This window comes from Gibbsiella quercinecans (assembly GCF_002291425.1).
In the GTDB taxonomy this organism is placed as follows: Bacteria; Pseudomonadota; Gammaproteobacteria; order Enterobacterales; family Enterobacteriaceae; genus Gibbsiella; species Gibbsiella quercinecans.
Genome location: NZ_CP014136.1, coordinates 4009117 through 4033049 on the forward strand (window position 1 = coordinate 4009117; position 23933 = coordinate 4033049).

21 protein-coding genes and 1 pseudogene are annotated in these 23933 nt (G+C 58.5%); 10 read left to right on the forward strand and 12 right to left on the reverse strand.

The annotated features are described in order from the left end of the window. Positions 1–106 precede the first annotated feature (106 nt). The 6 genes from ACN28Q_RS18430 to ACN28Q_RS18455 are packed head-to-tail and all read left to right on the forward strand — an operon-like array spanning position 107 to position 5909. A complete protein-coding gene (locus ACN28Q_RS18430; RefSeq protein ID WP_095847673.1) occupies positions 107–1327 on the forward strand; it encodes an ABC transporter substrate-binding protein in 1221 nt (406 codons plus the stop codon). Between the two features lie 49 nt (positions 1328–1376). Further along, a complete protein-coding gene (locus ACN28Q_RS18435; RefSeq protein ID WP_095847674.1) occupies positions 1377–2246 on the forward strand; it encodes a carbohydrate ABC transporter permease in 870 nt (289 codons plus the stop codon). Beyond that, positions 2243–3055, forward strand: a complete 813-nt coding sequence (locus ACN28Q_RS18440; protein WP_095847675.1) for a carbohydrate ABC transporter permease — start codon at positions 2243–2245, stop codon at positions 3053–3055. Before ACN28Q_RS18435 ends, ACN28Q_RS18440 begins: the two co-directional genes overlap by 4 nt. A 9-nt stretch (positions 3056–3064) precedes the next feature. Continuing rightward, entirely contained in the window at positions 3065–4102 is a 1038-nt protein-coding gene (locus ACN28Q_RS18445) for an ABC transporter ATP-binding protein (RefSeq protein ID WP_095847676.1), read from the forward strand. After that, positions 4092–4856 carry an MBL fold metallo-hydrolase gene (locus ACN28Q_RS18450; protein WP_095847677.1) on the forward strand — a complete coding sequence of 255 codons (765 nt, stop codon included), beginning with the start codon at positions 4092–4094 and terminating at the stop codon, positions 4854–4856. The genes ACN28Q_RS18445 and ACN28Q_RS18450 overlap by 11 nt, the downstream gene beginning before the upstream one ends. Before the next feature lie 9 nt (positions 4857–4865). Continuing rightward, a complete protein-coding gene (locus ACN28Q_RS18455; protein WP_230469445.1) occupies positions 4866–5909 on the forward strand; it encodes a LacI family DNA-binding transcriptional regulator in 1044 nt (347 codons plus the stop codon). Here the strand turns inward: ACN28Q_RS18455 and ACN28Q_RS18460 are convergent. The 8 genes from ACN28Q_RS18460 to ACN28Q_RS18495 all read right to left on the reverse strand — a co-directional run bounded on the left by ACN28Q_RS18460 (position 5901) and on the right by ACN28Q_RS18495 (position 16927). After that, positions 5901–6896 carry a LacI family DNA-binding transcriptional regulator gene (locus ACN28Q_RS18460; protein ID WP_095847679.1) on the reverse strand — a complete coding sequence of 332 codons (996 nt, stop codon included), beginning with the start codon at positions 6894–6896 and terminating at the stop codon, positions 5901–5903. The two genes, ACN28Q_RS18455 and ACN28Q_RS18460, sit on opposite strands and share 9 nt — an antisense overlap. A 21-nt stretch (positions 6897–6917) precedes the next feature. Beyond that, positions 6918–8369, reverse strand: coding sequence for an inositol monophosphatase family protein (locus tag ACN28Q_RS18465; protein ID WP_095847680.1), 1452 nt, complete (start codon positions 8367–8369; stop codon positions 6918–6920). A gap of 43 nt (positions 8370–8412) precedes the next feature. Then, on the reverse strand, positions 8413–9525 hold the full coding sequence (locus ACN28Q_RS18470; RefSeq protein ID WP_095847681.1) for an ABC transporter substrate-binding protein: 1113 nt from the start codon (positions 9523–9525) through the stop codon (positions 8413–8415). Positions 9526–9570: 45 nt separating this feature from the next. Next, positions 9571–10650, reverse strand: a complete 1080-nt coding sequence (locus tag ACN28Q_RS18475; RefSeq protein ID WP_095847682.1) for an ABC transporter ATP-binding protein — start codon at positions 10648–10650, stop codon at positions 9571–9573. Between the two features lies 1 nt (position 10651). Next, on the reverse strand, positions 10652–12475 hold the full coding sequence (locus ACN28Q_RS18480) for an ABC transporter permease (RefSeq protein WP_165907076.1): 1824 nt from the start codon (positions 12473–12475) through the stop codon (positions 10652–10654). A 207-nt stretch (positions 12476–12682) separates the two neighbouring features. Continuing rightward, on the reverse strand, positions 12683–14221 hold the full coding sequence (locus ACN28Q_RS18485; protein ID WP_095847683.1) for an efflux transporter outer membrane subunit: 1539 nt from the start codon (positions 14219–14221) through the stop codon (positions 12683–12685). A 1-nt stretch (position 14222) separates the two neighbouring features. Continuing rightward, a complete protein-coding gene (locus ACN28Q_RS18490; protein WP_095847684.1) occupies positions 14223–15791 on the reverse strand; it encodes a DHA2 family efflux MFS transporter permease subunit in 1569 nt (522 codons plus the stop codon). After that, positions 15788–16927 (reverse strand): HlyD family secretion protein, encoded by a 1140-nt coding sequence (locus tag ACN28Q_RS18495; protein ID WP_095847685.1) that lies wholly within the window; start codon positions 16925–16927, stop codon positions 15788–15790. Before ACN28Q_RS18495 ends, ACN28Q_RS18490 begins: the two co-directional genes overlap by 4 nt. 509 nt (positions 16928–17436) lie before the next feature. On the opposite strand from ACN28Q_RS18495, the pseudogene ACN28Q_RS18500 reads away from it, so the two are divergent. The 3 genes and pseudogenes from ACN28Q_RS18500 to ACN28Q_RS18510 form a co-directional block, all read left to right on the forward strand. After that, a pseudogene (locus ACN28Q_RS18500) lies at positions 17437–17535 on the forward strand (STM2901 family protein); the annotation flags it as partial. Continuing rightward, positions 17532–17849: a DUF1493 family protein gene (locus ACN28Q_RS18505; RefSeq protein ID WP_095847686.1), complete on the forward strand. Its 318-nt coding sequence runs from the start codon at positions 17532–17534 to the stop codon at positions 17847–17849. The pseudogene ACN28Q_RS18500 and the gene ACN28Q_RS18505, both read left to right, overlap by 4 nt. A 213-nt stretch (positions 17850–18062) precedes the next feature. Beyond that, entirely contained in the window at positions 18063–19001 is a 939-nt protein-coding gene (locus tag ACN28Q_RS18510; protein ID WP_095847687.1) for a phosphotransferase enzyme family protein, read from the forward strand. A 181-nt stretch (positions 19002–19182) separates the two neighbouring features. Here ACN28Q_RS18510 and ACN28Q_RS18515 read toward each other — a convergent pair whose 3' ends face one another. Together ACN28Q_RS18515 and ACN28Q_RS18520 are read right to left on the reverse strand one after the other, a co-directional pair. Then, positions 19183–19422 carry a helix-turn-helix domain-containing protein gene (locus tag ACN28Q_RS18515; RefSeq protein ID WP_095847688.1) on the reverse strand — a complete coding sequence of 80 codons (240 nt, stop codon included), beginning with the start codon at positions 19420–19422 and terminating at the stop codon, positions 19183–19185. A 10-nt stretch (positions 19423–19432) separates the two neighbouring features. Beyond that, positions 19433–19996, reverse strand: coding sequence for a DUF2975 domain-containing protein (locus ACN28Q_RS18520; protein WP_095847689.1), 564 nt, complete (start codon positions 19994–19996; stop codon positions 19433–19435). Between the two features lie 284 nt (positions 19997–20280). On the opposite strand from ACN28Q_RS18520, the gene ACN28Q_RS18525 reads away from it, so the two are divergent. After that, positions 20281–21099, forward strand: coding sequence for an isocitrate lyase/PEP mutase family protein (locus ACN28Q_RS18525; protein WP_095847690.1), 819 nt, complete (start codon positions 20281–20283; stop codon positions 21097–21099). 387 nt (positions 21100–21486) lie between these two features. Here the strand turns inward: ACN28Q_RS18525 and ACN28Q_RS18530 are convergent, their stop codons facing one another. Next, a complete protein-coding gene (locus ACN28Q_RS18530) occupies positions 21487–22635 on the reverse strand; it encodes an integrase core domain-containing protein (protein ID WP_095845103.1) in 1149 nt (382 codons plus the stop codon). A gap of 461 nt (positions 22636–23096) precedes the next feature. Beyond that, on the reverse strand, positions 23097–23879 hold the full coding sequence (locus tag ACN28Q_RS18535) for an NAD(P)H-dependent oxidoreductase (protein WP_095847692.1): 783 nt from the start codon (positions 23877–23879) through the stop codon (positions 23097–23099). Between the last annotated feature and the right edge of the window lie 54 nt (positions 23880–23933).

Genomic DNA, 23933 nt, shown 5'->3' on the forward strand with positions numbered 1-23933 from the left:
TACGGCGTTGTAATCTGGGTGACATTTTTCCTCTCTAGGCTGGTGCTCATTGAAATGCACGCGCGTGCAAAAAGACGCATTAATGAGCAATGTTGAGGAGATATCCATGTTCCAACGCACCATCCTTGCCGCTACGCTGCTGGCCACCACGTTTGGCGCTCTGGCGAGCGAACTGGTTATTGCCGGCCGCGATAGCAGCTATGGCGAAGCGCTGCAGTACGTCGTGGACGCCTACCAAAAAGCCCACCCGGAAACCAAAATCACCCTGGTGAAGCGCCCGAATAAGGGCCTTTACGAGAACATCGCGCTGTCTATGCGTGAAAAGACCGGTAATTACGATGTCATTCAAATGGATGATGCCTGGGCGCCGGAGTTTTTCAGCAACCACTGGCTGGCGCCGTTGGCCAACGATGTGGCAGACAGCGATTTCATTACGGCGCCGTTTGATATTGGCCGTTATCCCGATGCCAACGGCGCGATCTACGCATTGCCGATGGTGGGCAACGTCGCCATGTTCGCCTGGAACCGCGCGGAGTTTGAAAAATACCACCTCTCACAGCCGAAAACCTGGCGTGATGTTCTCAACGCTGCGCAGGTGATTAATCAGCATTCAGAGATGAAGGGCGTGGTGTTCCGCGGCGTGAAGGGCAACCCGATCGTCACCGGGTTCCTGCCGATTCTGTGGGGCTATGGTGGCGACGTGGTGGATCAACATGGCAAGGCTACGCTGGATTCGCCGCAGGCGAAGCAGGCGCTGGAAACGTTCCTGACCATGAAACAGTACGCGGCGCACGGCGTGGATGTTTATAACGCCGATGAAGTGCGCGACGCGTTGCAAAAAGGCCGCGCCGCCATGGCGATCGAAGTGTGGCCGGCCTGGGTGCCGAATTTGGATAACCCGGAAGTGTCGAAAGTCGTCGGCGAGATGGAAATCATGGCGCCGCCGGCGGAAGTCGGTAAACCGTCGCCGATGCTGGGGCTTTGGCAATTGGCGATCCCAGCGGATGCGAAAAACAAAACCGATGCGGCGGCTTTTCTCACCTTCGCCACCAGCGCCGATATGCAGAAAACGCTGGCGTTGAGCTACGGCATGCCGCCAACGCGCGCCAGCGTTTATGCCGACAAAGACGTGGTGGCGAAATACCGCTGGTATCCGCAGCAGGCCGAAGCGTTGAAAATCGGCAAGGCGCGCCCGCGCATTCAGAACTGGGCCGAGGTTGAAAGCATCCTGGGCGATTACCTGCAAATGGCCATGATGGGCCAGATGAGTGCCGAACAGGCGCTGCAGCAGGCCCAGCGCAGCATTAGCCGCATCATCAAAATGTAATTGGCTCAACGGCGCTGGCGTTAACGCCAGCGCCAATTCGGATTGATTTATGTTTTCTGAAAATCGTAAACAATGCCTTGTTCTGCTGTTGCCCGCCCTGGCGATTCTGGGATTATTAACGGCGTACCCTATCGTCAGCGTGATTTATCACGCCTTCGGCGAAGTCGATCGCGCAAACAACCACTATCAGTTTGTCGGGTTGGCTAACTTCCGCACCCTGTTCGATGACTTTTTCTTTGTCGACGCGATTAAAAATACCCTGGTGTTTACCGTGGTGGCTTCGGTAGCGCAGGTGGTGCTCGGCCTTGGCATTGCGCTGCTGTTTCACCGCCGTTTTCCCGGGCGCCGCCTGGCCCTGCCGCTGTTTATCTACCCGATGATGATCTCGACCATGGTGTGCTCGGCAATTTGGCGTGCCTGGTTCCATTACGATTACGGCTTGCTGAACACGGTGTTGACCGCGCTGGGCCTGCCGGCGCAAGAATGGTTGTTTAACCCTCATCTGGCGCTGTACGCCATTGCGCTGGTGGATACCTGGCAATGGACGCCGATGGCGTTTCTGATCGTGCTGGCCGGCCTGCAATCCATCCCGAAAGACATCAGCGAAGCCGCGCTGGTTGATGGCGCCAAAGGCTGGCGCGCCTTTGTCTACATCACCCTGCCGCAGATTAAAAACCAGGTGATATTGGCGTTTTTGCTGCGTGCGATCGATACCTTCAAGCTGTTTGACAAGGTGTACGTGATGACCGGCGGCGGGCCGGGCAACGCCACTGAAACGCTGTCGATGTTTGTCTATAAATATGGCTTCCGCTTTTTTGATCTGGGGATGGCGAGCAGCTCGGCGCTGGTCATGCTGGCGATCTCGCTGGCGATGACGCTGTTTTATGCCCGCAAAGTGATGAAGGGGAGCACACGATGAAAGCGTATCTTCACCCGCTGTGGGTTTGGCTGATCGTCGTGCTGTTTATCCTGCCGATCGTCTGGATGTTCGGCACGGCCTTCAAGCCGCCGGGCGAAATCCTCAACGCCGGCGCCAATCTGCTGCCGCGGCAGATCAGCTTCGCATCCTTCAAGGCGATCTGGCAGGGGGATTTGCCGATGCTGGTCGGCAATACGCTGTTTGTCTCGCTGGCTTCCACCGCCGTATCGGTGATGGCCGGCGTGCTGGCGGCCTATGCGCTGGTGCGTTATCGCTTCCCGGCCCGCCTGGATATGCTGTTTTTACTGGCGGTGCTGGTAATCAAAATGATGCCGCCGATCGTGGTGGCAATCCCGCTCTATTCGTTGATGAACCAACTGGGGCTGCTGGATACCCGGCTCGGGCTGGTGCTGGTCTATCAGGTTTATACCCTGCCGTTTTGTATCTGGATGCTGCTGGGCTTCGTGCGTGACATCCCGGCCGAAATTGAAGAGGCCGCGGCGATGGATGGTGCGCGCCTGAGCAAACGCCTGGCGCTGATCGTGCTGCCGCTGTGCGCGCCGGGCCTGGTTGCCACCGCGATTTTCGCCATGATCCTCGGCTGGAATGAGTTTCTTTTCTCGCTGCTGTTTCTGCATAGCCCGGATAAGCTCACCTTGCCGCTGTTTATTTCCAATTTTGTTACCGAAGACGGTACCGTCTGGGGCCAGTTGATGGCGACCGGCATCGTCTCATCCCTGCCGATGCTGGCGCTGGCCAGCTACATGCAGCGCTACCTGCTGCGCGGTTTTTCGATGGGGCTGAAATAGGACATCACCATGAAAAAGCTTGAGCTTAAAAACATTCAAAAAGCCTATGGCCAGCAACGCGTTATTCCCCATGTGGACCTGACCGTGGAAGACGGGGAGTTCGTAGTGTTCGTTGGCCCTTCCGGCTGCGGTAAATCCACCCTGTTGCGGATGATCGCCGGCCTGGAGACCGTCACTCAGGGCGAGATCCTGTTGAACGGCAAGGCGCTGAACGGCGTGCATCCGTCGGAGCGTGAAGTCGCGATGGTGTTTCAGTCCTATGCGCTTTATCCGCACATGTCGGTTGAGAAAAACATGGGGTTCCCGCTAAAAATGGCCGGCATCGCCAAAGCGGCGATCGCACAGAGCGTGCGGCAGACGGCAGAAAACTTACAGCTGACCCCGCTGTTAAACCGCCTGCCGGGCGAACTGTCGGGCGGCCAGCGGCAGCGGGTCGCCATCGGCCGGGCGATCGTCCGCCGCCCGCAGTTGTTTTTGTTTGATGAGCCGCTGTCGAACCTGGATGCCAAGCTGCGCAGCGAAATGCGCACCTATTTGAAACAGCTGCATCAGCAAATGAAGGCCACCATGATTTATGTTACGCATGATCAGGTTGAGGCCATGACGCTGGCCGATAAAATCGTGGTGCTCAATCAGGGGCGGATCGAGCAAACTGGCTCGCCCGAAGCGCTTTACCAGCAGCCGGCCAACCAGTTCGTCGCCGCCTTTATCGGCTCGCCGGTGATGAACTTTCTCGATGCCCACCTGTTTACTACCCTGATTAACGGCGCGGCGATGGAAAACGTCGCCACCGTTGGCGTGCGGCCGAACCATGTGGTGATTGACGCCGCGCGCCCGGACTGTGAAATGACGATTAGCGTGGTGGAACCGCTGGGCCATGCGCGTTTGTATTATGGCCAGCTGCAAGGCCAGCCATTTATCGTCGAGAGCACGGCCGATTATCAAACCGGTGACCGTTTGCCGCTGCGGCTGGCGGATTCCCTGTTGCATTATTTCGACGCCGCGCAACGGCGCGTTGTGCCCGCAGAGGTGACGCATGCCGCGTGATTTTCAACTTGAGGTGATAGGTTGCGGCAATGCTTATGACGGGGAACATACCAACGCCAGCGTGCTGGTAACGGAGGGCGGCTATCAGTTGCTGATTGACTGTGGGCCAACCGTGCCGGCGGCGCTATTCGCCCAGGGGCGCGATCCGCATGGGATTGATGCCGTTTATCTTACGCATGCCCACCCGGACCACTGCCTGGGCCTGACGGCGCTGCTGAACTGGATGGCGGCCAATGGCCGGCGGCGGCCGCTGGCGCTGATCGCCCAACGTGCGCAGTGGCGCGTGATCGCGCCGCTGATTGATTACGCATTTTGGCCGCAGGCCGCCGGCGGGTTTGCGCTCGTGCAGCAAGACAGCGAAACCGTAGCTTCGCTCGGCCCGTGGGCGTTGCAGACCTCGCTGACCCGCCATGCGGTACCGAACCGCAGCCTGCACGTAACCACCGCCGGCGGGCACCAGCTGTTTTACTCCGGTGACGGATTATTGTCGCCGGCGGGCGAACGGTTGGCGGCGCAAAGCGACTGGGTATTTTTAGAGTGTGAAGTGCTGGAACATCACCCCAGCCACGGCTCATGGCAGGCTATCGCCCCGTTGGCGCGCAAGCCGGGCAGCCAGTGGCGCTTGTACCATATCAGCCCGCACTGCCGCCCAGAGCTACGCGCCCGTACCGCAGGCATCGCCGGGCTGGCGTTGGCGCAAGAGGGGGAAACGCTGGCCGTCGCGGATATCGGCGCCCGCAGCGCCCGTGCATAAGGAACGGCCGTGTTTACGTTAAACAGGAGCAAGCTCATCGTTAATATGAATAAAAAAGTGACCGCCGCCGACGTCGCCGCTTATGTCGGCGTGTCGCGCTCGGCGGTGTCGCGCGCATTTACCGACGGCGCCAGCATCCAGCCAAAGAAACGCGCCAGCATCCTGGCCGCGGCGAAAGCGCTGGGTTACCAACCCAATTTCTTTGCCCGCACGCTGAGCACGCCGGCGCAGCGCAAACGTTCGAATCTGGTGGCGATACTGATCAGCGATTTTTCCAACCCCTATCAGTCGTATCTGTTTGAAGCGCTGTCGGCGGCATTACAACGCCACGGCAAGCAGCCGATGTTGCTGAGCGTTAACCAGCATGAGGATCTCGATGACGCCATCCTGCGCTTATCAGGTTACCAGGTTGACGCCGTGGTTGCGGTTGTCGGATCGTTGCCGGCGGAGCGTTTCGGCCAGTGCCTGAAGCTTTCATTGCCGCTGGTGACGCTGGGGCGCACCGATGCCCGCGGTTTAATTCCCGCGGTTCAGACTGATAACGTGCAGGCCGGCCGGTTGGCGGCCGCGCACCTGCTCTCGCTGGGGCTGACGCGGCTGGGTTTTATTGCCGGGCGCGGTGATGGGCAGGCCTCCAACGAACGTTACCTGGGTTTTTGCCAGCAGATCCAGGCTATGGGGGGCGCGGCGCCGCAGCGGCTGGAAGCCGGGCGATATGGCTACGCGGCGGGCTTTGAGCTGGCCATGCACACGCGGGCCTCGCTGCGCGAGATGGAAGGCGTGTTTTGCGCTTGCGATACCTTGGCGATGGGGCTGATGGACTGCTGCCGCCAGCAGGGGGGGCCGTCTGTTCCCGGCCAACTGAAGGTGATCGGTTGTGATGATGTGCCGCAGGCCGCCTGGCAAGGCTACCAATTGACCACGGTCGCCCAGCCGGTTGCGCAGATTGCCGAACGGGTGATCCAACTGTTGCACATGATGGCGGAGAGCGAAGAGGCCATCCCGGCGCTCACGAGCCTGGCGCCGGCACTGCGGGTACGCGGTTCAGCCTAACCGCACCGTTTTTCGCCATACCGGCGGCGCCTGGAACAGGCGCTTGCCCGGCAGGCGCGGCGCTGATGCCGGCTGCAACAGTTCCATGATGGCGTTCGCCATCTCCGCCAGCGGCTGGGCGAAGGTGGTGAGCTGATAGCCGCCCCAGCTCGCCTGTTCGATGTCGTCGAAACCGATAACGCAAAGATCCTCGGGAATGCGTAACCCCCATTCATGACGGGCCACGTCGATAACGCCGCAGGCGAGCAGATCGGTCACGCAAAAAATACCGTCCGGCCGGTTCGGCCCCGCCAGCAGTTGCCGCGCGGCGGCAGCGCCGCTGGCATAGTCGGCCGGCCCCGGGCGCGCTACCTGGCACTGGGCGCCGGCGGCTTCGAGAAACTTGCTTTCCCGTATCACCATGCTGGGCGAACGGGCGGAAGACGAGACCAGGGCGATGCGCTGGCAGCCGGCCTGGCGCAGCATATGGTGAGCATCGTCCATGGTCGAGGTGTAATCGATGTCGATATTGTCGGCGCCGGCGAATTGCCCCATGCGGTTAATCAGTATCACCTGCTGGCCGCTTTGCAGGCAGGTTTCCACCAGCGAGGTTTGTGGCCTGCCCGACAGCACGATGGTGGCGGCGGCGCGGTAATTCAGGGTTTGCCGCAGCGCGGCGTCGGCGCTTTCTTCCCCGCCGTCGGTATTGATCACCATCACGGCACGCTGCGCCTGATGCAGGCGCCGGGTGATCTGATCCAGCAGGCTGGCCTGGTAGGGCGCGCTCAGGTTGCCGCCAAGGAGACAAACCGGGCGGCTGGCCGGTTTGGACAGGCCGCGCGCCAGATGGTTGACGTGGTAGTTAAGCGTTTCGGCGGCGGCCAACACTTTGCGCCGGGTTTCTGCTGAAACGCTGCTGCCGGGGGTAAAGGTGCGCGACACCGCCGAGCGGGAAACCCCCGCCAGGCGCGCCACTTCGGCGGCGCTGGCCATGTATTTCTCACTCATGCCGTGGCCTCCTGGTGGGGGTTATTGCTCAATGCCCAACCCCGCCGCGTTTAACGCCTGCTCCATCTCAATGGCGCGCTGCGCCAGGGCCACCATTTCCGGCTTCGGCGTTTCGTACCATTCGTCTGGGTGCAGGCGGCGTTTATCGCGGATATGGGCGATAGCCGCGTCCAGCGTCGGGTAACGGGCCGGGCACTCCAGGTGCATAAACAGGGCGACCAGCGCCACCGACCGGCTGCGGCCGCCGCGGCAGTTGACCAATACATTGCCGCGCTCGCGGTTGCGGTAAGACGGCTTGGCGGGGATTTGCTGCAGCAGGGCGGAGCGCATCAGGTGATAGCCCGCGTGCAGCATGGTCGGCGCGTTGCCCTCGCCGTCGATGAGCCCCAGTTTGTAATAGCGAATGGCCCCGGCGCCGTGGTTGAGCAAGTGCGCGCCGATGTTCGCTTCCGGCGTGGAAACCCAGTCGATATCCAGGTTGACGGCGCAGTTGATCACCGTCTTGATGCCGTACTGTTCCAGCAGCGCCAGATCGGTCACGCCGCTGGAACCGCCGATATAAATATCCATTCCCCAGCCGGGAAAATCGGATGCGATCAGGCTGATGGCCGGACGATCGTAATGCGTGGCGGCCGCTTCGGTGACGGCCGGTTCTTCGGCGGGGGGCAACGCCGCCGTGGCGACCGGAATGCCGGTCGCGCGCGCCAGCGCATTGACTACGGCCGGTGCGGCCGCTAACACCGGCAGCCCGTTAAAGATGTCTGCCGCGTGGGTGGGGATGTGTCCGGTGTGGCCGCCGGCTTCACGCACCAGCAGTAGCCCGGCCAGGCAATCCCAGGCGTTCATGTGCAGTTCGGCGTAACCGTCGGTGCGGCCTTCCGCCACCCAGGCCAGCGCCAGCGCGCCCGAGGCGCCGCGCCGCACGTTCGCGCCCTGGCCCAGCAGCGCGGCCAGCACGTCCAGATAACGCCGCTGCGGCACGCGGGTTGACCAGCCGAGTTCAAACGTGGCGTTGCGCACGTCATCGGTGGCGGCGCACTGCAGCGGCCGGCCGTTTTTCTCGGCGTAGTGGCCGCGCCGCGCCAGGTACAGCTCCTGGCTGGCGGGGTTGTAAATGGCGCCCAGCTCGGTGACGCCCTCGGCGACGAAGGCGATGGCGACGCAAAAGTGCTCGATGCCGCGCGCGAAGTTCGCGGTGCCGTCGATGGGATCGATCACCCACAAGCGGGTGGCATCGCAGGCCGTGCTGCCGGTTTCCTCACCCAGCAGGGTATCTTCGGGAAACGCCGCGGCAATGGCCTGGCGGATCTGCTGTTCTACCAGGGTATCGGCTTCGGTCAGGAAGTCCTGGTGGCCTTTCAGTGAGAACGCTCCCGGCTGGCGGGAACGGAAGTGGCCGAGCGCCGTCTCGCCGGCGGCGAGGATAATGCGTTTTAGCGCAGCTTCACGCTGGGCCAGGTTAATCTGTGTCAAAGGGCTCTCCCAGTCTGAAAATATCGGGCGCGCGGCGGCGCGGTTATTTTTGGTAGTTCAGGTTCCAGAGATCTTGCCAGTCCTGGCGGCTCTGCCAGTCCGTCTTGGCGCTGGTGGTCTGGTAGACCATCAGCTCCGCGCGGTATTTTTCGATGCCCGAGGCTTCATTTGCCGGCAGTTTTACCGCCGGGTTAGTGGACATTTTGCCGTCCACGCCCTGCGGCGCGATGCCTTCAGCGGTCATCAGGTAATGGACAAACAGCCTGGCGGCGTTCGGGCTGTGGCTACCGGTCGCCACCACGCCCAGGCTCGGGTAGTTCCAGCCGATAAACGGCTTCATTCCGTTGCACAGGCCCAGCTTCATCCCCTGTTTGTTATCGCGGAATTTCGCAGTGGAAACCAGCCCGACAAAATCGCCTTTGCCATCCGGCGCGCCAATCGCTTCGGCTGCGTCGTTGTCGGAATGCGTCAGCAGCGGGCTGTTGGCGGCCAGCGCCTTAACGAACGCCGCCGTCGCCGTGCTTTCGTCGGTTTCCAGCGGTTTGCCGTATGCCTGTTGATAGGCGGCGCGCACCTCTTGATCATAGTGGGTGGCCATCTGGCTGAACCAATCCGTGTAGGCCGGTTTGCTGGTGGGATCCTGCATGGCGACTTTGCCGCGCCACTGCGGCTCGGTCAGTTGCCAGATATTGGTGATGGGGCAACGGCCGTGATGCGCGGTGTTGTAGGCAAACACGTTCGGCGCCAGCACCACCGTCAACGGTGCCTGATACTGTGCTGGCACGGTGGCCTTCATGTCATCCGGCACCCAGCTTTGCACATAGCCTTTGTTTAACAGCTGCGCCATGCCGGCCGGGGCGTCTTCGATGATCGCTACATCGGCTTTCACGTTGTGCGCCTGCGCTTCACGGCTGATGATCTCGATGATCTGCGGCGCGTCGGCCTTAATGCCTACCGCGTTAACGCCATATTGCTGACTAAAGCTTTTCGCCTGCTCGACGATCTTGCCGGTGGAGGCATAAACGGTGATTGGCGCTTCTGTTTTGGCGTTGGCAATCAGGGTGGAGAGATCCAGCGGTTCGGCCGCGTTGACGCCGGCGGCGCCGGCGACACAGACGGCGAGTATCGCCAGATGCGTTATCAATTTGCGGTTCATCACATTTCCTTGGGTTGCGGTTAAGCGAAACGGCTATCGTGGTGGTTAGCGCCCATACGGTTCCTGGCGTTGCCCCTGCTGGTTGAAGAAGTGCAGGGCGGCGGCGGGCAACTGGCAGTGCACCTGTTGGTTGGCCTGCCAGCGCGGGCGCAGTTGCGTTGAGTGAAACAGGCGATCGCCGTCTTTCACCAGCTCGATCACCCAACTGCCGCCGGTGGGCATGATGTTGTCGATCGTCATCGGAATGCTGTCGCTGTGCGGCTGCTCGCACAGCGCGATCTCCTCTGGGCGAATGCCGCAGGTATGCGCCGTTTCCCGCAGGGCAAAGCGTTGCTGCAGGTGGGCGGCCAATGCGCTGGCCGGCTGATTGAGCGGGATCATGTTCAGCTTTGGCGTGCCGATAAACTCGGCGACAAAGCGGTTGGCGGGCCTGGCGTAAATCTCATCCGGGGTGCCCACCTGCTGGACATGCCCGGCGCTCATCACGGCGATGGTGGTGGCCAGCGTCATCGCTTCCCACTGGTCGTGGCTGACGAACACAATGGTGGTGCCGAAGGCGGCGTGCAGGCGGCGCAGCTCCGCGCGCATTTCCAGGCGCAGGGTGGCGTCCAGGTTGGACAACGGCTCGTCGAGCAGCAGTACGCCGGGGTTGACCGCCAGCATGCGCGCCAGTGCGACGCGCTGTTGCTGGCCGCCGGAAAGCTGTGCCGGATAGCGGCCGGCATACTCGGCGATACGCAGCTTTTCCATCACGTCCCGGCTGCGGGCGATACGTTCCTGCTTCGGCACTTTTTGCAGCCGCAGGCCAAAATCGACGTTCTGCTCCACCGTCATGTGCGGCCACAGGGCGTAGCTCTGGAACACCAGCCCGACGCGGCGCCGCTCCGGCGGCACGAAGGCCCCCTGGGCCACAGAATCCATCACCGCATCGCCGATGGCGATCTCGCCGCCGCTGGCGTGTTCAATACCGGCGATCATGCGCAGGATGGTGGTTTTGCCGCAGCCGGAGGGGCCAAGCAGGCACATGAACTCGCCGTCTTTAACGGTCAGGTTGATGGCGTTGACGGCCGGCTGTTTGGCGCCGGGGTAAGTTTTGCTCAGGTTGGTCAGGGTAATGGCGGGCATGTCAGTTCTCCAAACCTTCAGCCAACCCGGTACCGGAGATTTTTTGAATCAGTACCGTGCCGGCCCATGAAATCAGCGCGATCATCAACACCACGGCGTTGGCCGCCTGCTGGTAGTTGTAGTCAATCAAGCGCAGTGAATAGGTGGTCAGGACGTCGGTGGCGGGGATCGCCAGGATGATGAACAGGCTGACGCCCTTAATACCGGAAATAAACGGCAGCAGAATGCCGGTGGTCAGCGGCGCGGCCTGGATGGGGATCACAATCCGCCCGATGCGGGTGAACCAGCCGGCGCCGGCCACGCGCGCCGCTTCCTCCGGCTCTTTGCCCAACTGGGTCATTGCGGCGATGCCGGAACGGCTGGCATAGGGCATTTTCTCGGCGATCAGCGCAATCACCAGGATCAGCGGGGTGCCGTACAGGGCGGGCACCGGGCCGCGCGCCACGGCAAACAGCGACAGGAACGCGGCGGCGAAGGCAATGCCGGGCACCAGGTAGGGCAGGAAGGTGATCTGGCGTAAAAACCCGCCCACCCAGCGCACCGTGCTGCGTATCACCGCATAGCCGACCAACAGGCCGAGGATGCCGGAGGCCAGCGATGCGGAGCCGACAATCACCAAGGTGTTCCAGACCGCGTGCCAGAAATCCGGCGTAATCAGAATGCCGTTATGCAGGGCCACCGTATCCAGATGATGGCCAATCCAGAAATCGAAGGTGAAGTTGTCGGCGCTGAACCGCCCCGGCAGTTTCATGATGGTGGAAAAGAACAGCGTGAGCAGCGGTATGGCCACGCCCAGCAGCACAAACAGCAGTGCGGCCGCCCCGGCGGCCAGGCGCCAGCGGCCGAGATGGCGGCGGCGATCCAGCCCGCCCTTGCCGCTGATGGTAACGAAGCGTTTGGCTTCGCGCAGCATGCGCATATCCAGCAGCAGTGTGATCATGCCCATCAGCATAATCACCGCGGCGATCACCGCGGCAACGCCGGTCTGGCGTGAACCCAACGCGCGGTACAAACCGGTGGACAGCGTATCGAAGTGCACCGGCAAGCCGAGAATGTACGGAATGGCGAACTCGCCGATGCAATCGGCGAAGATCAGCAGCGCGGCCGACAGCAGCGCCGGGCGCACCAGCGGCACAATAATCCGTAGGGCGATAACCTGGCGTGAGGCGCCAAGCACCCGGGCGCAATCCTCCAACTGGCTATCCATGCGTTTCAGGGCGTTGCCGACGATCAGGATCACCAGCGGCGCGTAGTGCAGCACCATGATCGCCACGATCGGGAAATAGCCATAGGCCAGCCAGTTGGGCGTGTGGAAGCCGAGGGTTTCCAACCAGCCGGGTTGGCCACCAACGGTGTGGTTTTTAAACAGCGTGGTCCAGGCCAGTGCGAAGGTCCAGGAGGGCAGCATAAACGGCACGATCAGCGCAGTGGCGAACCATTTGCGCCCGGCCATATCGGTGCGGTTGACCAGCCAGGCGAGGGTGACGCCGACCACCAGCGCGCCCAACACGCTGCTGATCGCCACCGCCAGCGTATTGAGCAACGGCGTCCACAGCAACAGGCTGGACATGCGCGAAGCCAGGGTGCGCAGCAGGTAATATTGGGTAAAGGCGCCTTCGGCCGCCTGCACGCGCTCGCTGTCGCCGCTCTGCACGACGATGGCGTCAAGCAGAATCGACAGCACCGGCGCCAGGATGATCCAGGCAAACAGCAATATCAACAGCATGCCAATCAGGTTCGCCGGCTCGTGGCGGGCGATGGTGAAAGCGTGCCGGAATTTGCACCACCATGAAGGCGGTGCCGGGTTAACTGCTTCGGGCGTCACGGGGGATTCCCTTTTCTGTTTTTAGACAGGAAAGGACTATATCGGCGCTTTATGACGGCCCGGTGACCGTTTTGCACATAGGTGCAATTATTTTTAGTGTGCTTGCGCAGGCCGTTAACAAAGGGGAGAGCCGTTTGCCCGGCGGATGATGCGCTGGCCGATGTGTTGCCCCCACGGCGGCCAGCTACGGGAGCAACACCCGTTTTTTTAGCTGCCGGCCGGGCCGAATACCGGGTAGTCGGGCAGCTTGGCCTGCTGATAAGGTTCCCAGCCGCCGCCCAGCGCTTTATATAACGCCACCAGATCCAGGCTGCTTTGCATGTGCGCCTGGCTGGCCTGCTGTTTGGCCTGCGCCAACTGGCGCTGGGTATCCAGCGCGTCGATAAACGAAGACAGCCCCTGGCGGTAGCCGTCGCTGGCCAGTTCAAACGCGTTTTGCAATGCGTCGACGGTGTGATCAAGCTCCTGCGCCTGTTGCTGGTCGGCGCGGTAGCTCACCAGCGCGTTTTCCACATCCTGCAGCGCGGTCAGCACCGTCTGGCGGTAGCCCAGCGCGGCGCTGGCCTGCTCGGCGCGTGCCAGCTTAACGCCGGCCACCAGCCGGCCGCCCTGAAATATCGGCAGCGAAATCGAAGGGCCGTAGCTGTAGAAATGGCTGCTCCAGTTATCCAGATAGCTGGCGTCGGTATTGCGTACGCCGAACTGGCCGGTTAGCGACAGATCCGGGAACAGCTGCGCGATGGAAACACCAATGTTGGCGGTGGCGGCGTGCAATTGCGCCTCCGCTTCACGCACGTCCGGCCGGCGCCTGGCTAGCGTGGACGGCACGCCGACCGGCACCGCCTTCGGCAAGGCGGGCAGCGGCTTATTCGCCGCCAGTTCGCCATCCAGCGCGCCCGGTGGCTGGCCGATAAGCACCGCCAGGCCGTTCATCGCCTGATGGATCTGCGCCTGGTATTGCGGCATCTGCGCGCGCAGCGAGCCAAGCTGGGCGCGGGCGTTTTCCACGTTCATTTGCGGCGCCAGGCCATTGCGCTGTTGGCTTTGCGTCAGTTCCAGCGTCTGCTGTGCGATCTCAATCTGGCTGGCGAGCGTCTGGCTGGTGGCCTGCGCCCCGCGCAGCTGTAAATAGGTTCTGGCGACTTCCGCCTCCAGAGACACCAGCGCGTCGTTGCGATTTTCGATGGCTTGCTGCTGCTGGGCGCCGGCCATTTCCACCTGGCGGCGCACCTTGCCCCAGAGATCCAGTTCCCAGGAGGCATCGAAACTGCCCTGATACAGCCCTACCGGCTGGGCCAGGCTATCCAGCGCCGAGCTCAGGCTGGGATCGACCTCATCCACCTTGCTGTATGCGCCATGGGATTCCAGGATCCCCTTCAGCCCCATCTGCTGGCGCTGTACCGACGCTTTGCTTTCCACCGCCGGATACCAGGCGCCGCGCGCCTGGTTCAACTGCTGGCGCGAACCGGCAATGCGCAGCACGGCCTGTTGCAAGGTCAGATTGCCGGCGATCGCCCGCTCCACCAGGCTGTCGAGCTGCGGATCGTGAAAGGATTTCCACCAGTTGGCGTCGATCGCCGTGGCCTGCGGTTTTGACGCGCCGTCGGAAGCCAACGTATTAAACCCGCCCGGCGTGTTGGGCGTGGGGGCCTGGTAGTCAGGCCCGACCGAACAGGCGCAAAGCGCCAGCAGGGCCGTTGCCAGTAAGCCGGCTCGTGAGGCGGAAAATGAGGGGTAAACCGTCATGTCAGTGTGCTCCCGCACTGCCTTTGCTCTTGATGGGCGCAAGCAGTAAACAAAAAGGAATAAGTAGCAGGGCGATAACGCTCAGGCCGGTAAAAACGTCAATGTAGGCGAGGATGCGCGCTTGCTCGATCATGGTTTTGTACAGCTGGCCGGTGGCGAGAGAAATGGGATCGCCCGTCTGGGTGGTGAAATCCCTGATCGCCTGCGCCCAGCGTTCCACCGTCAGGTTAAAAGGCTCATTCAGGGTTGACATGTTGTGCACCATATTGGCGCTGTGGGCCTGTTGGCGTTCGGTGATCATCGCCGTGGAGAGTGAAATGCCGATCGAGCCCGCCACGTTGCGGCACATAGTGAACAGGGCGGAGGCATCGGCATTTAGCCGCTGCGGTATGGTGACGAACGCAATGGTGGTCAGCGGCACAAACAGGAAGCCCAGCCCGATGGTTTGGGCGCTGCGCATCAATACCAGCGTGGTGAAGTCAACGTTCGGTGCAAGCGTGGCGGAATAGACGAACGAGGCCGACAGGCAGAAGAAGCCGAAGGCGATCAGCCAGCGGGTTTGTATCACCGGCATCAGCCGCAGCACCAGCGGGATCGACAGCACGATCAGCACGCCGCCCGGCGAGAGGATCAGCCCGGACCAGGTGGCGGTATAGCCCAGATCCTGTTGCGCCAGCTGTGGGATCACCACCGCGCTGGCGTAGAGTATCATCGCCATGCCGGCCATCAGCACGCAGGAGGCCGCAAAGTTGCGGTCTTTCAGGCAGTAGAGATCAACCACCGGCTTTTTGGCGTACAGCAGCCAGTAGACGGCACCGACCAGGCCGATGGTCGTCAGGATGGCGAAGGTGATAATGAAGTTTGACTGGAACCAGTCTTCATCCTCGCCGCGATCGAGCATCACCTGCAGGCAGCCCAGCCCCAGGGTGATCAGGCCGATGCCGATGTAATCGATGCTGAGCTTGCCCTTCGCCGTCTTGCGTTCCCACGGCGGATCTTCCAGCAGCTGATAGATCGCCAGCGCGCTGAAGATGCCAACGGGAATATTGATGAAGAACACCCAGCGCCAACTGTAGTTATCGGTGATCCAACCGCCGAGCGTCGGCCCGATCACCGGGGCGACGATCACCGCGATGGCGGAAAGGCCGAACGCCTTGCCGCGATCCTCCACCTTAAAATAATCCAGCAGCACCGATTGTTGAACCGGCTGTAGCCCGCCGCCGAAAAAGCCCTGCATGATCCGAAACAGAATGATCTGCCACAGCTCGGTGGCGATGCCGCACAGGAACGAGCAGAGCGTGAACATCACGATGCAGATCAGGAAAAATTGCTTGCGGCCGAATACCCGGCTCAGGAATGCGGAAATCGGCAGCACAATGCCGTTGGCCACCAGATACGAGGTCAGCACCCAGGTCGATTCATCGTAGCTGGATGACAGCGAGCCGGCGACGTGCGGCAGCGCCACGTTAACGATGGTGGTGTCCAGGATCTCCATAAACACCGCCAGCGTGACGGTAATGGCCACCAGCCAGGGGTTGCTGGCCGGCTGCCAGCTCTGGCTTTGGCTCATTTCACCGTCACCCTGGGTTCAACCGACAGGCCCAGCGGCAAGGGTTTGTCGGCGTCCAGCCCTTTATCGATGACGATTTTCACCGGCACGCGCTGGACGATTTTCACAAAGTTGCCGGTGGCGTTTTCCGCCGGGAAGGCGGAGAAGCGCGAGCCGGAACCCATCTGGACGCTGTCGACATGCCCGTGCAGTGTGATATCCGGCCAGGCGTCGACGGTGATATCCACCGGGTTGCCCGGGCGGATGCGCGCCAACTGGGTCTCTTTGAAGTTGGCGCTGATCCACACCTCGGGGGAAACCAGCGAGAACAATGAGCTGCCTGCCTGCACCAGGCTGCCGAGCTGCACGTTACGCCGGGTGATAAAGCCATCGTAAGGGGCGCGCACTTCGGTGTAGGCCAGGTTCAGGTTGGCGGTGTTGAGCTGGGCCTGCGCCTGCTGAACCTGCTGCTGGCGTGCCTCAACGGTGGTTTCCTGTTGGCGGATTTGCAGCGCGATCTGCGAGGCGATCTCCACCTGCGCTTTGGCGCTTGCCAGCTCGGCCCGTGCGCTTCTCAACTGGGCGCTGGCCGCATCGATATTGCGTTGCGAGGTGGCGCGCGGATCTACGCCCCGTTGCCGTTTGTCGTCTTCCTGCGCGTTGAGCAGGTTGGCCTGCGCCTTGGCCAACTGGGCCAGCGCCTGATCTTTCTGCGCCGGGTATTGCACTTTGGCGAGATCCAGCGCCGCCTGCGCCTGATGCAACTGCGCGACGGCCAGCCCCAGTTGGGCCTGGGCCTGATCGCGCTGGGCGGTGTTGTCGCGTGGATCGATAACCACCAGCAGCTGGCCGCGTTTCACCCGCTGGTTGTCTTTCACCAACAGTTGGGTGACAAAGCCCGATGTTTTCGGCGCGATGGTGACCGCGTCGGCTTCGGTATAGGCATCGTCGGTGGTTTCAATATTGCGCGTAGCCAGCCAGTACCACAGGGCGACGATCAGCATCACCACCACCACGATCGCCAAAACAATCAGCGGCTTTTTACCGGGGCGCCGGCGTTCGGGTTGTTCGCTATCTTGATCTTGTTGCGGGTTGTTTTCTTGATGACGCGGGTCATCCGCTGACGGTGAAATCGATTGATTAGCCATAGTTCTCATCTGTGTAAGATGGGCTCAAGCCGAAGCCCTGGAATTAACGCTGTGATGTTGGGACAGATAATGGGTCCGGCAGTACCGGATTGTGCTGAGTGTGGATTAAATTCCAGATGTCGCTTGCTCTGCTGATACACCGTGCCGTGGTTGTTAGCGGCGCCGCGTCGTGGCCTTGCGAGCTTATAATTTTTTGTCTCTGTTTGACCATAAGACGAACGTGCCGGGCAATCAAGGCGCCGGCAGGTAAATAACGGGTAAGAACGTGAAACGATGCATGGCCACGCGTGGTTGATGTGGGTGATTTTATCGTTTTGATATTAATTGGTTTTTTTCTTTCCTGCTGGCGGCTACCATGTCGATATACGGATGATGGGCAGGAAAACGTGACACGATCTGTAACGATATTTTTGCCGATTGGGCAGGCGTTATTCATCCCTTGCCGGCGTTTTTTACCAGGTCGTGTCTTGTCATCGGCGTGTTTGCAAAGCCCGATCGCGTTAGGGGCAGGCTTTGGCGTGGGTTGGGTTATCCTTGCTAAGGATGTCATCCAGATTAGCGACAAAACGGTACATCGCTATAATCTGATTGCTTGCCCTGAGGATAAAATCTGGTGAAAAACATTACTGATGCAGATGTAAGGGATTTTGTTAAGGGAGAATTGCCCTTAGCCACAACCCTATTTAAAAAAATCGATATTGAGGATTCAGCTCCACTGCAAGCACTCCATGAGGCGGATGATATTGCGGAAATGACCGAAAATTTTTTCGAACGCTTTAACGTGCAACCGGCAGGCTTTTTCCTGGGAAACTATTACCCATGGAAGAGCAAACCTTTATTCTCGCGTAAGCAACCCAATGAGGATAAAAAACCGTTAACAATCATTATGTATATTGAATCCGCCAAGGCTGGCCGCTGGCTCTACGATTAATCATGCGATAAATAGGGGGGAGGTATCCGTCCATGGGGTGTGTGTGCCTTATGGGTGCTTTATGGATGGCGGTAATGCACTGAAATTGCGGGATGTGTTTTATATTTTAGGCGCGTGGTGGTGTTGCTAAGCCTCGGTCAGTGTCAAGGTTGTTGCCATCCCTTGCGCTGATTTAGGCCGCCTGTTTTTAGACGGTAAATTGAGAACATTTTTATGAAAAATGAAACTGGGCTTGTCACAGAAATACCATCATGGCTATATGAGAACTATGGTATCAGTTGCATTGACTGTAAAATGATTGTTCCTGGCATTAATCTCATTTTGTCTATCCTTACGGATGAGAGAAAAACCTATTTCATCAAAATCTTTCATAGTGAAAGATCCCTCTCTTCTGTTGAAAATGAGGGTAACATCAGCAATCGTTTAATTATTTATTCAATTTCAGCCGCAGAAGTTTTAAAGAACGTAAAAGGTACTCTCGCCAGTTCAATTTCAGTATCGGGTCATCAACGCGCTGTACTTGTATTTGAAAATGCAAAAGGCCGTGAATGTACGCTGTGTGATGAAGACCTGTCTCTCTGTGCTGACACTTTGTTCAAACTTCATAATCTGGCTCCTCTGGGTCTGAACCTCCCTGTTTTCGATGCTGATAGGGAATATAATAAAATGTGTGGGGTCTCTGATTTATTTTTTTCTTGCACTGAATTAAAAGACCACTATAGGGAAATGATCAGGGTTATGAAAATCCAGGATTTTCATTCCGGATTTTCCATTTGCCACGGCGATCCCTGGCGCAGAAACATATTCATTAGCAATAACAATGCCGCATTTATTGATTTCGAATGCTGTTGTGTGTCGAGTCCCTGTCTGGACCTTGGCATAATGACATGGAATCTGCTGGCAAGGAGCACGGATAATCCTGGCATGTCTGCTAAAACATCATTTTTTTTGAATACCTATAATAGCTACTCAAAACAAAAATTTGAATTCAATGAGTTAGCTCCTTATATGCTGGTTCATGAAATTTGGTCTATCTGGTTTCTCCTAAAATATCATCTTTTGACTCCTCAAATAACCCTGTCGGCTATGCGTGATTCATCCGCTATGTTTTCAATGCTGAAACCTTATTTGAAGCTGTATAACGAATATTAATATTCTAAAAGAGATTTTCAATCGCAATATCTCGGGCAATGATGCTCATCGAAGTCCCCATTCGCCATAGCAGCCTCGGGGGGATGACCACGTGGCGATCATTAAACCGCTGGCGATTAAGACGCCGAAAACAGTAAGGAAATGATTAAGCCGGGAAATACCCGGAATTTTTGTATAAAAATCAATCCATTAACAAATTAGATGCTGGGCCGTCATCGTCGGGGGAATAAACCAGAATGTCGCCCGGTTGACAGTCCAGATGCCGGCAGATCGCTTCCAGCGTCGCAAGCCGTACGCCTTTAACCTTTCCCTGTTTCAACAGGGAAAGGTTTTGCTCGGTGATTCCAATGGCTGCCGCCAGTTCCCTGGATTTGACCTTTCTTCTGGCCAGCATAACGTCCAGCGTGATTGCAATGGGCATAGCGCGTCCTTTATACAAACAGCTGATTTTCGGCACTGATCTCGCTTGCGCGGCGCAGAATCCGGGCAATCACGATAATGCAGGCCGCAAGAAAAAGCGCCACGACCGCAGATGAATCCACACTCAATGAAATCAAGCGCTGACCAACCGGTTCCCGCATTGTCATCCAGATGCTAAGAAGCGGTTCGCACAGAAAATTCAGCACGACCCAAAGCACCACTGACTGACCCATCTTTTCCAGATAGCGGGATGACGATACGGAAAAATAGTTCCGCAACGAGTAGTTGCTGAACAAAGATCGCAGATTCAGTAGGCCAGCCGAAAGCGAAAGCAAGGGCACGCTGGAAATAAGAATCGCTCCGAGCCTTTGCCACCATGGAAAGGTACTTAGATCTTGATTCAGCGACGAGATTAACTGGTTTGACAGGGAAAAAGCGAAACCGTACCCACCTTCAACAGAAGCTAGCGTGGGAAAAAGCCAGACGGCGACATTCAGCGCCAGCATGATGATAGTAAGCCACAGAGTAAGTATCGCCATGCGGCGACAGAACATAGCCAGACGATCCGGTGCCATAGAAACCTCACAGAGAGAATTGATGGAAATCAGTACAACGATAGCACTTGTTTTATCGTAAAACGATAATTTTTATCGCTTAATGGTTAGTTTAGTCGAACGCCTTGCTATAGGGTTTCACCGGTTTCCCGTAGCGCTACCCACTAAAAATTTTATGATAATGAATATCACTGATATACCCTCCCTACAGCAAGTTGCGGGTGTGTGCCTTGCCACTTGGCGTCTTTGGGATATACATTCGGTGGAAAACACTCCCGCGCCAGCGGGCTGACAGGGGAACGGTGATGGCGAATATCAGCAGCGATTTCAGAAAATTACATGAGGCACCCGGCGCATTCATCATCCCCAACCCGTGGGATATCGGGACGGCCAGAATTCTGGCCTCAATGGGGTTCAAGGCGTTGGCGACAACCAGCGCCGGCATGTCTTTTTCCAAGGGATTGCGCGAGGGCAGCGTAGATCGAGCCACCACGTTGGCGCACTGCCGCGCGCTGGTTGAGGCGACACCGTTGCCGGTATCGGCCGATCTGGAAAACGGCTTTGGCGACAGCCCGGAGATCGTGGCGGAAACCATTCGCGCCGCAGGCGAGATTGGCCTTGCCGGCGGCTCGATCGAAGATTACGGCGGCCGTCGCGAACGGCCGATTTATGATTTTCAACTGGCGGTTGAACGCATCCAGGCCGCAGCGGAAGCGCGCGATAAACTGGCGCAGGATTTTGTGCTGACGGCCCGCTGCGAGAACTACCTGTGGGGCAAGCCGGATCTCGACGATACCATCGGGCGGCTGCAGGCTTTTGAACAAGCCGGCGCGGATGTGCTTTATGCGCCCGGCCTCCGGGATTTAGACACCATTCGCACTCTGTGCGGCGCCCTGTCAAAACCGGTTAACGTCATCGCCGGCATCCCGGGCGCCACCTTCAGCATGGCGCAATTGGAACAGGCGGGCGTGAAGCGTATCAGCGCCGGTTCATCGTTATCTCGGCTGGCGCTGGGCGCGTTTATCCGCGCTGCCGAAGCGATGGGCGAGGCGGGCGACTTTTCCGCCCTGGAAGGCGCGATGGGCTTTAGCGACATTGAACGCTATTTCCCACCGCAGCGGTGACGGTAACGCCGGTCTATCGGGTTATACTCGTCATACTTCAAGTTGCAGGTGTGTTCAATTTATAGCCACCGGGCAACCTAACCACTGGTTTTGACATGGGTTAATCTCAAAGACGAGTGATTTGGTTAGTGGAGCACGGGTGTGGAAGCCATTGAAGGCGCCGAACGGCGGAACGTAGCATAGGCGAAACCGCCAGGACGGCGGTTTCAGGCGAGACAGGCAGGGACGCCTGTCGTAGCCGGCCGTGATGCGAAGTGACATAGTGAGGGTAGCCGCGTAGCGGCCGCCTGATATGGCGCAGGCGCGGGTCGTTAGGGGACGCGCCCTGTATGAACCGGGCACATAGGTTACAGATCTGACCAGCCTCATAGGTAACGCATTTATTCTTTAATCAGCCCGGATTATACGATGGTTCTGTCTATCGTACCGGGCCAATACCAACTCCCCGAACCCTATTTCGTCCGTGTCATCGTCAACTTCTTTCATCCACACCCATTCATACCTGAGGGCCTCCGATAGGAAGATTCGTCGGCCGTTGAACCATAAATCACCTTTCACTTCCACACGCAGTAACTTCGCCCCCTTTGGTACCGGCATCTCCTTTTGTGCCCCAGTATAAATCCGGGGGGAAGGACACCAGACTGATTGGGGCGTTTTTCCTCCCAGAGCCTTATGTGGCCGAACTTCATTAAATTCTTTTCTCCATGTGTTTAGCCATGTCTGTTGTTCCTCCAGAGAGGCAAATTTATGACACTGTTTCATTCCCTCTTTCATTGTTCTGTGCATTCTTTCATGACGTCCATTCTCTGTCGGTTTCCCTGGGCGAATTCGCTCGGGAGTAACACCACATTTGATTAGCCAGATAGACATCTGGCTTAATCCCCACAGCCCGGCACCGGCAAAAGGTGGACCGTTATCGGTGCGTAGAACCTGGGGCAAACCACATTCGTGGAAGACTCGCTCGAGGCAGGGAATGACAAATTTCCCATCGGGTAAATACGTGGCATCACAGGCAAGTACCATTCTGCTGTAGTTATCCGTCAGTGTGAAAGGATGACACCAACGTCCGGTTGTATGGGTGAACTTGCCTTTGAAATCCGCGCTCCAGACATCATTTGGCTGGTTTATCTTATGGAGCACATAAGACCGTTTGGGTTTGTATTTCAATCGATTACGTTTTTTTGTCAGGCCATGGATCTTAAATATGCCCCCAATAGTACTGGCAGCGGGCACATCCGAAACATCCATATTCAAAAGTAATTGTCTTATCTTTTCCGGGCCCCATGTAGGGTGCTGCTGTTTCTTCTCAAGAAGCAATTCCACCGTTGGCAGCGGTATGGAAAGTTGATGATGGCGAGCTCGGGAATGGTCAGAAAGAGAGGAAATATCATCAGGAGAAAATCGGGACAGCCACTTATAGCCAGTTTTGCGACTAATGTTGAAACGGCGGCATAGCTCAGCGACAGAAGTATCGCCCTTCAGACAAGCGGTGACAAATTGCAAACGTTGCATGGTAACACTCTCAGGCCAAGGCACAGTAAACCTCCCTATCTCGTTAACTGTGCCAGTTATAACCTGTTACCCATGTGCCCGGTGTAAAGTGTTACCCATGTGCCCGGTTCATACAGCCCACGGCCCCTAACTCGGGCGCGAGCTACGGTGTTGCAAAAAGCCACGATATGATGGCGACCGAAACCCTCTCGGTCAGGGCAAAGAACGTTGCCGAAACCTGGCAACGGTGCCTTGCTCCGCAGCCCAAGATGCGCGCTAAACGTCAACACCCCCTATACCCTTCATACTTCGAGCCGCAGGTGCGTTGGCTTTATTACTCGGCTCGTCCCTGGGCCTCGCCCCTATGGGGCCGCTGCCAGCAGCGTTCAAATCTGCTCCTGGCAGATTTGAACGCTGTGTTGCCGCATGATTCGGCCATACGGCCTCACCCCTTCGGGGCCAGCGCTGTTCAAAAACGCTTTTGCGTTTTTGTCCTACAACTCGAATTATTTAGAGTATAGATGGATCGGCAAGCCGGTTTGCCCTGGCGCAATCTCCTCCTTGAGCGTCAGTTCCGGAATGGTATATGCACCGCCGTTTTGCGGCCGGAATGGCAGCGGCGGGGTGCTCCACAGGTTATCGAGCCGTTGCCCAAGTTGTGCGCTCACCTGTTCAAAGCGTGCCGCGTCCATGCGGCCGGTGCGGTAGACCACAAACGGCGGCAGCACGTCAAAGCCGGGGTAAAACAGTGTGCCATGCTGGATCGGGAACAGCAGATCGTCGATCGGCCCGTTCACCCCGCGTGGGCCGTAGTGGCTTTCCCAACCGCCAGCGGTGACCAGCAACATCGCCCGTTTCCCCTGCATCGAACCTTCGCCGTAACGATCGCCCCAGTGGCTGTCGGAGTGTTCGCCCACTCCATAGGCAAACCCATAGGCGTAAACGCGTTCCACCCAGCCTTTGAGGATCGCCGGCATTGAAAACCACCACAGTGGGAACTGCAGGATCACCGCATCCGCCTGGCGCAGTTTTTCCTGCTCGGCGCTGATATCCGGGCTTTGCGTTCCCCGTTCATAGGCCCGTTTGGAATCAAGATCCGGTTTAACAGGTTCGCCGGCCGGTTTAGCGGTGTTGTCGCTGGCGTCGAGTACCGCTTTCCAGCCCATGGCGTACAGATCCGATACCTGCACCTGGTGCCCGGCTGCGGCAAGATGGCGCACGGCAAAGTCTTTAAGCGAACCGTTCAGCGATGTGGGTTCGGGGTGGGCATAAACAATTAATACATTCATCTGTGGCCTCCGTTAAGTGTCTGGAGGCAGAGTAGGGGCTGCTACGGTATAGTT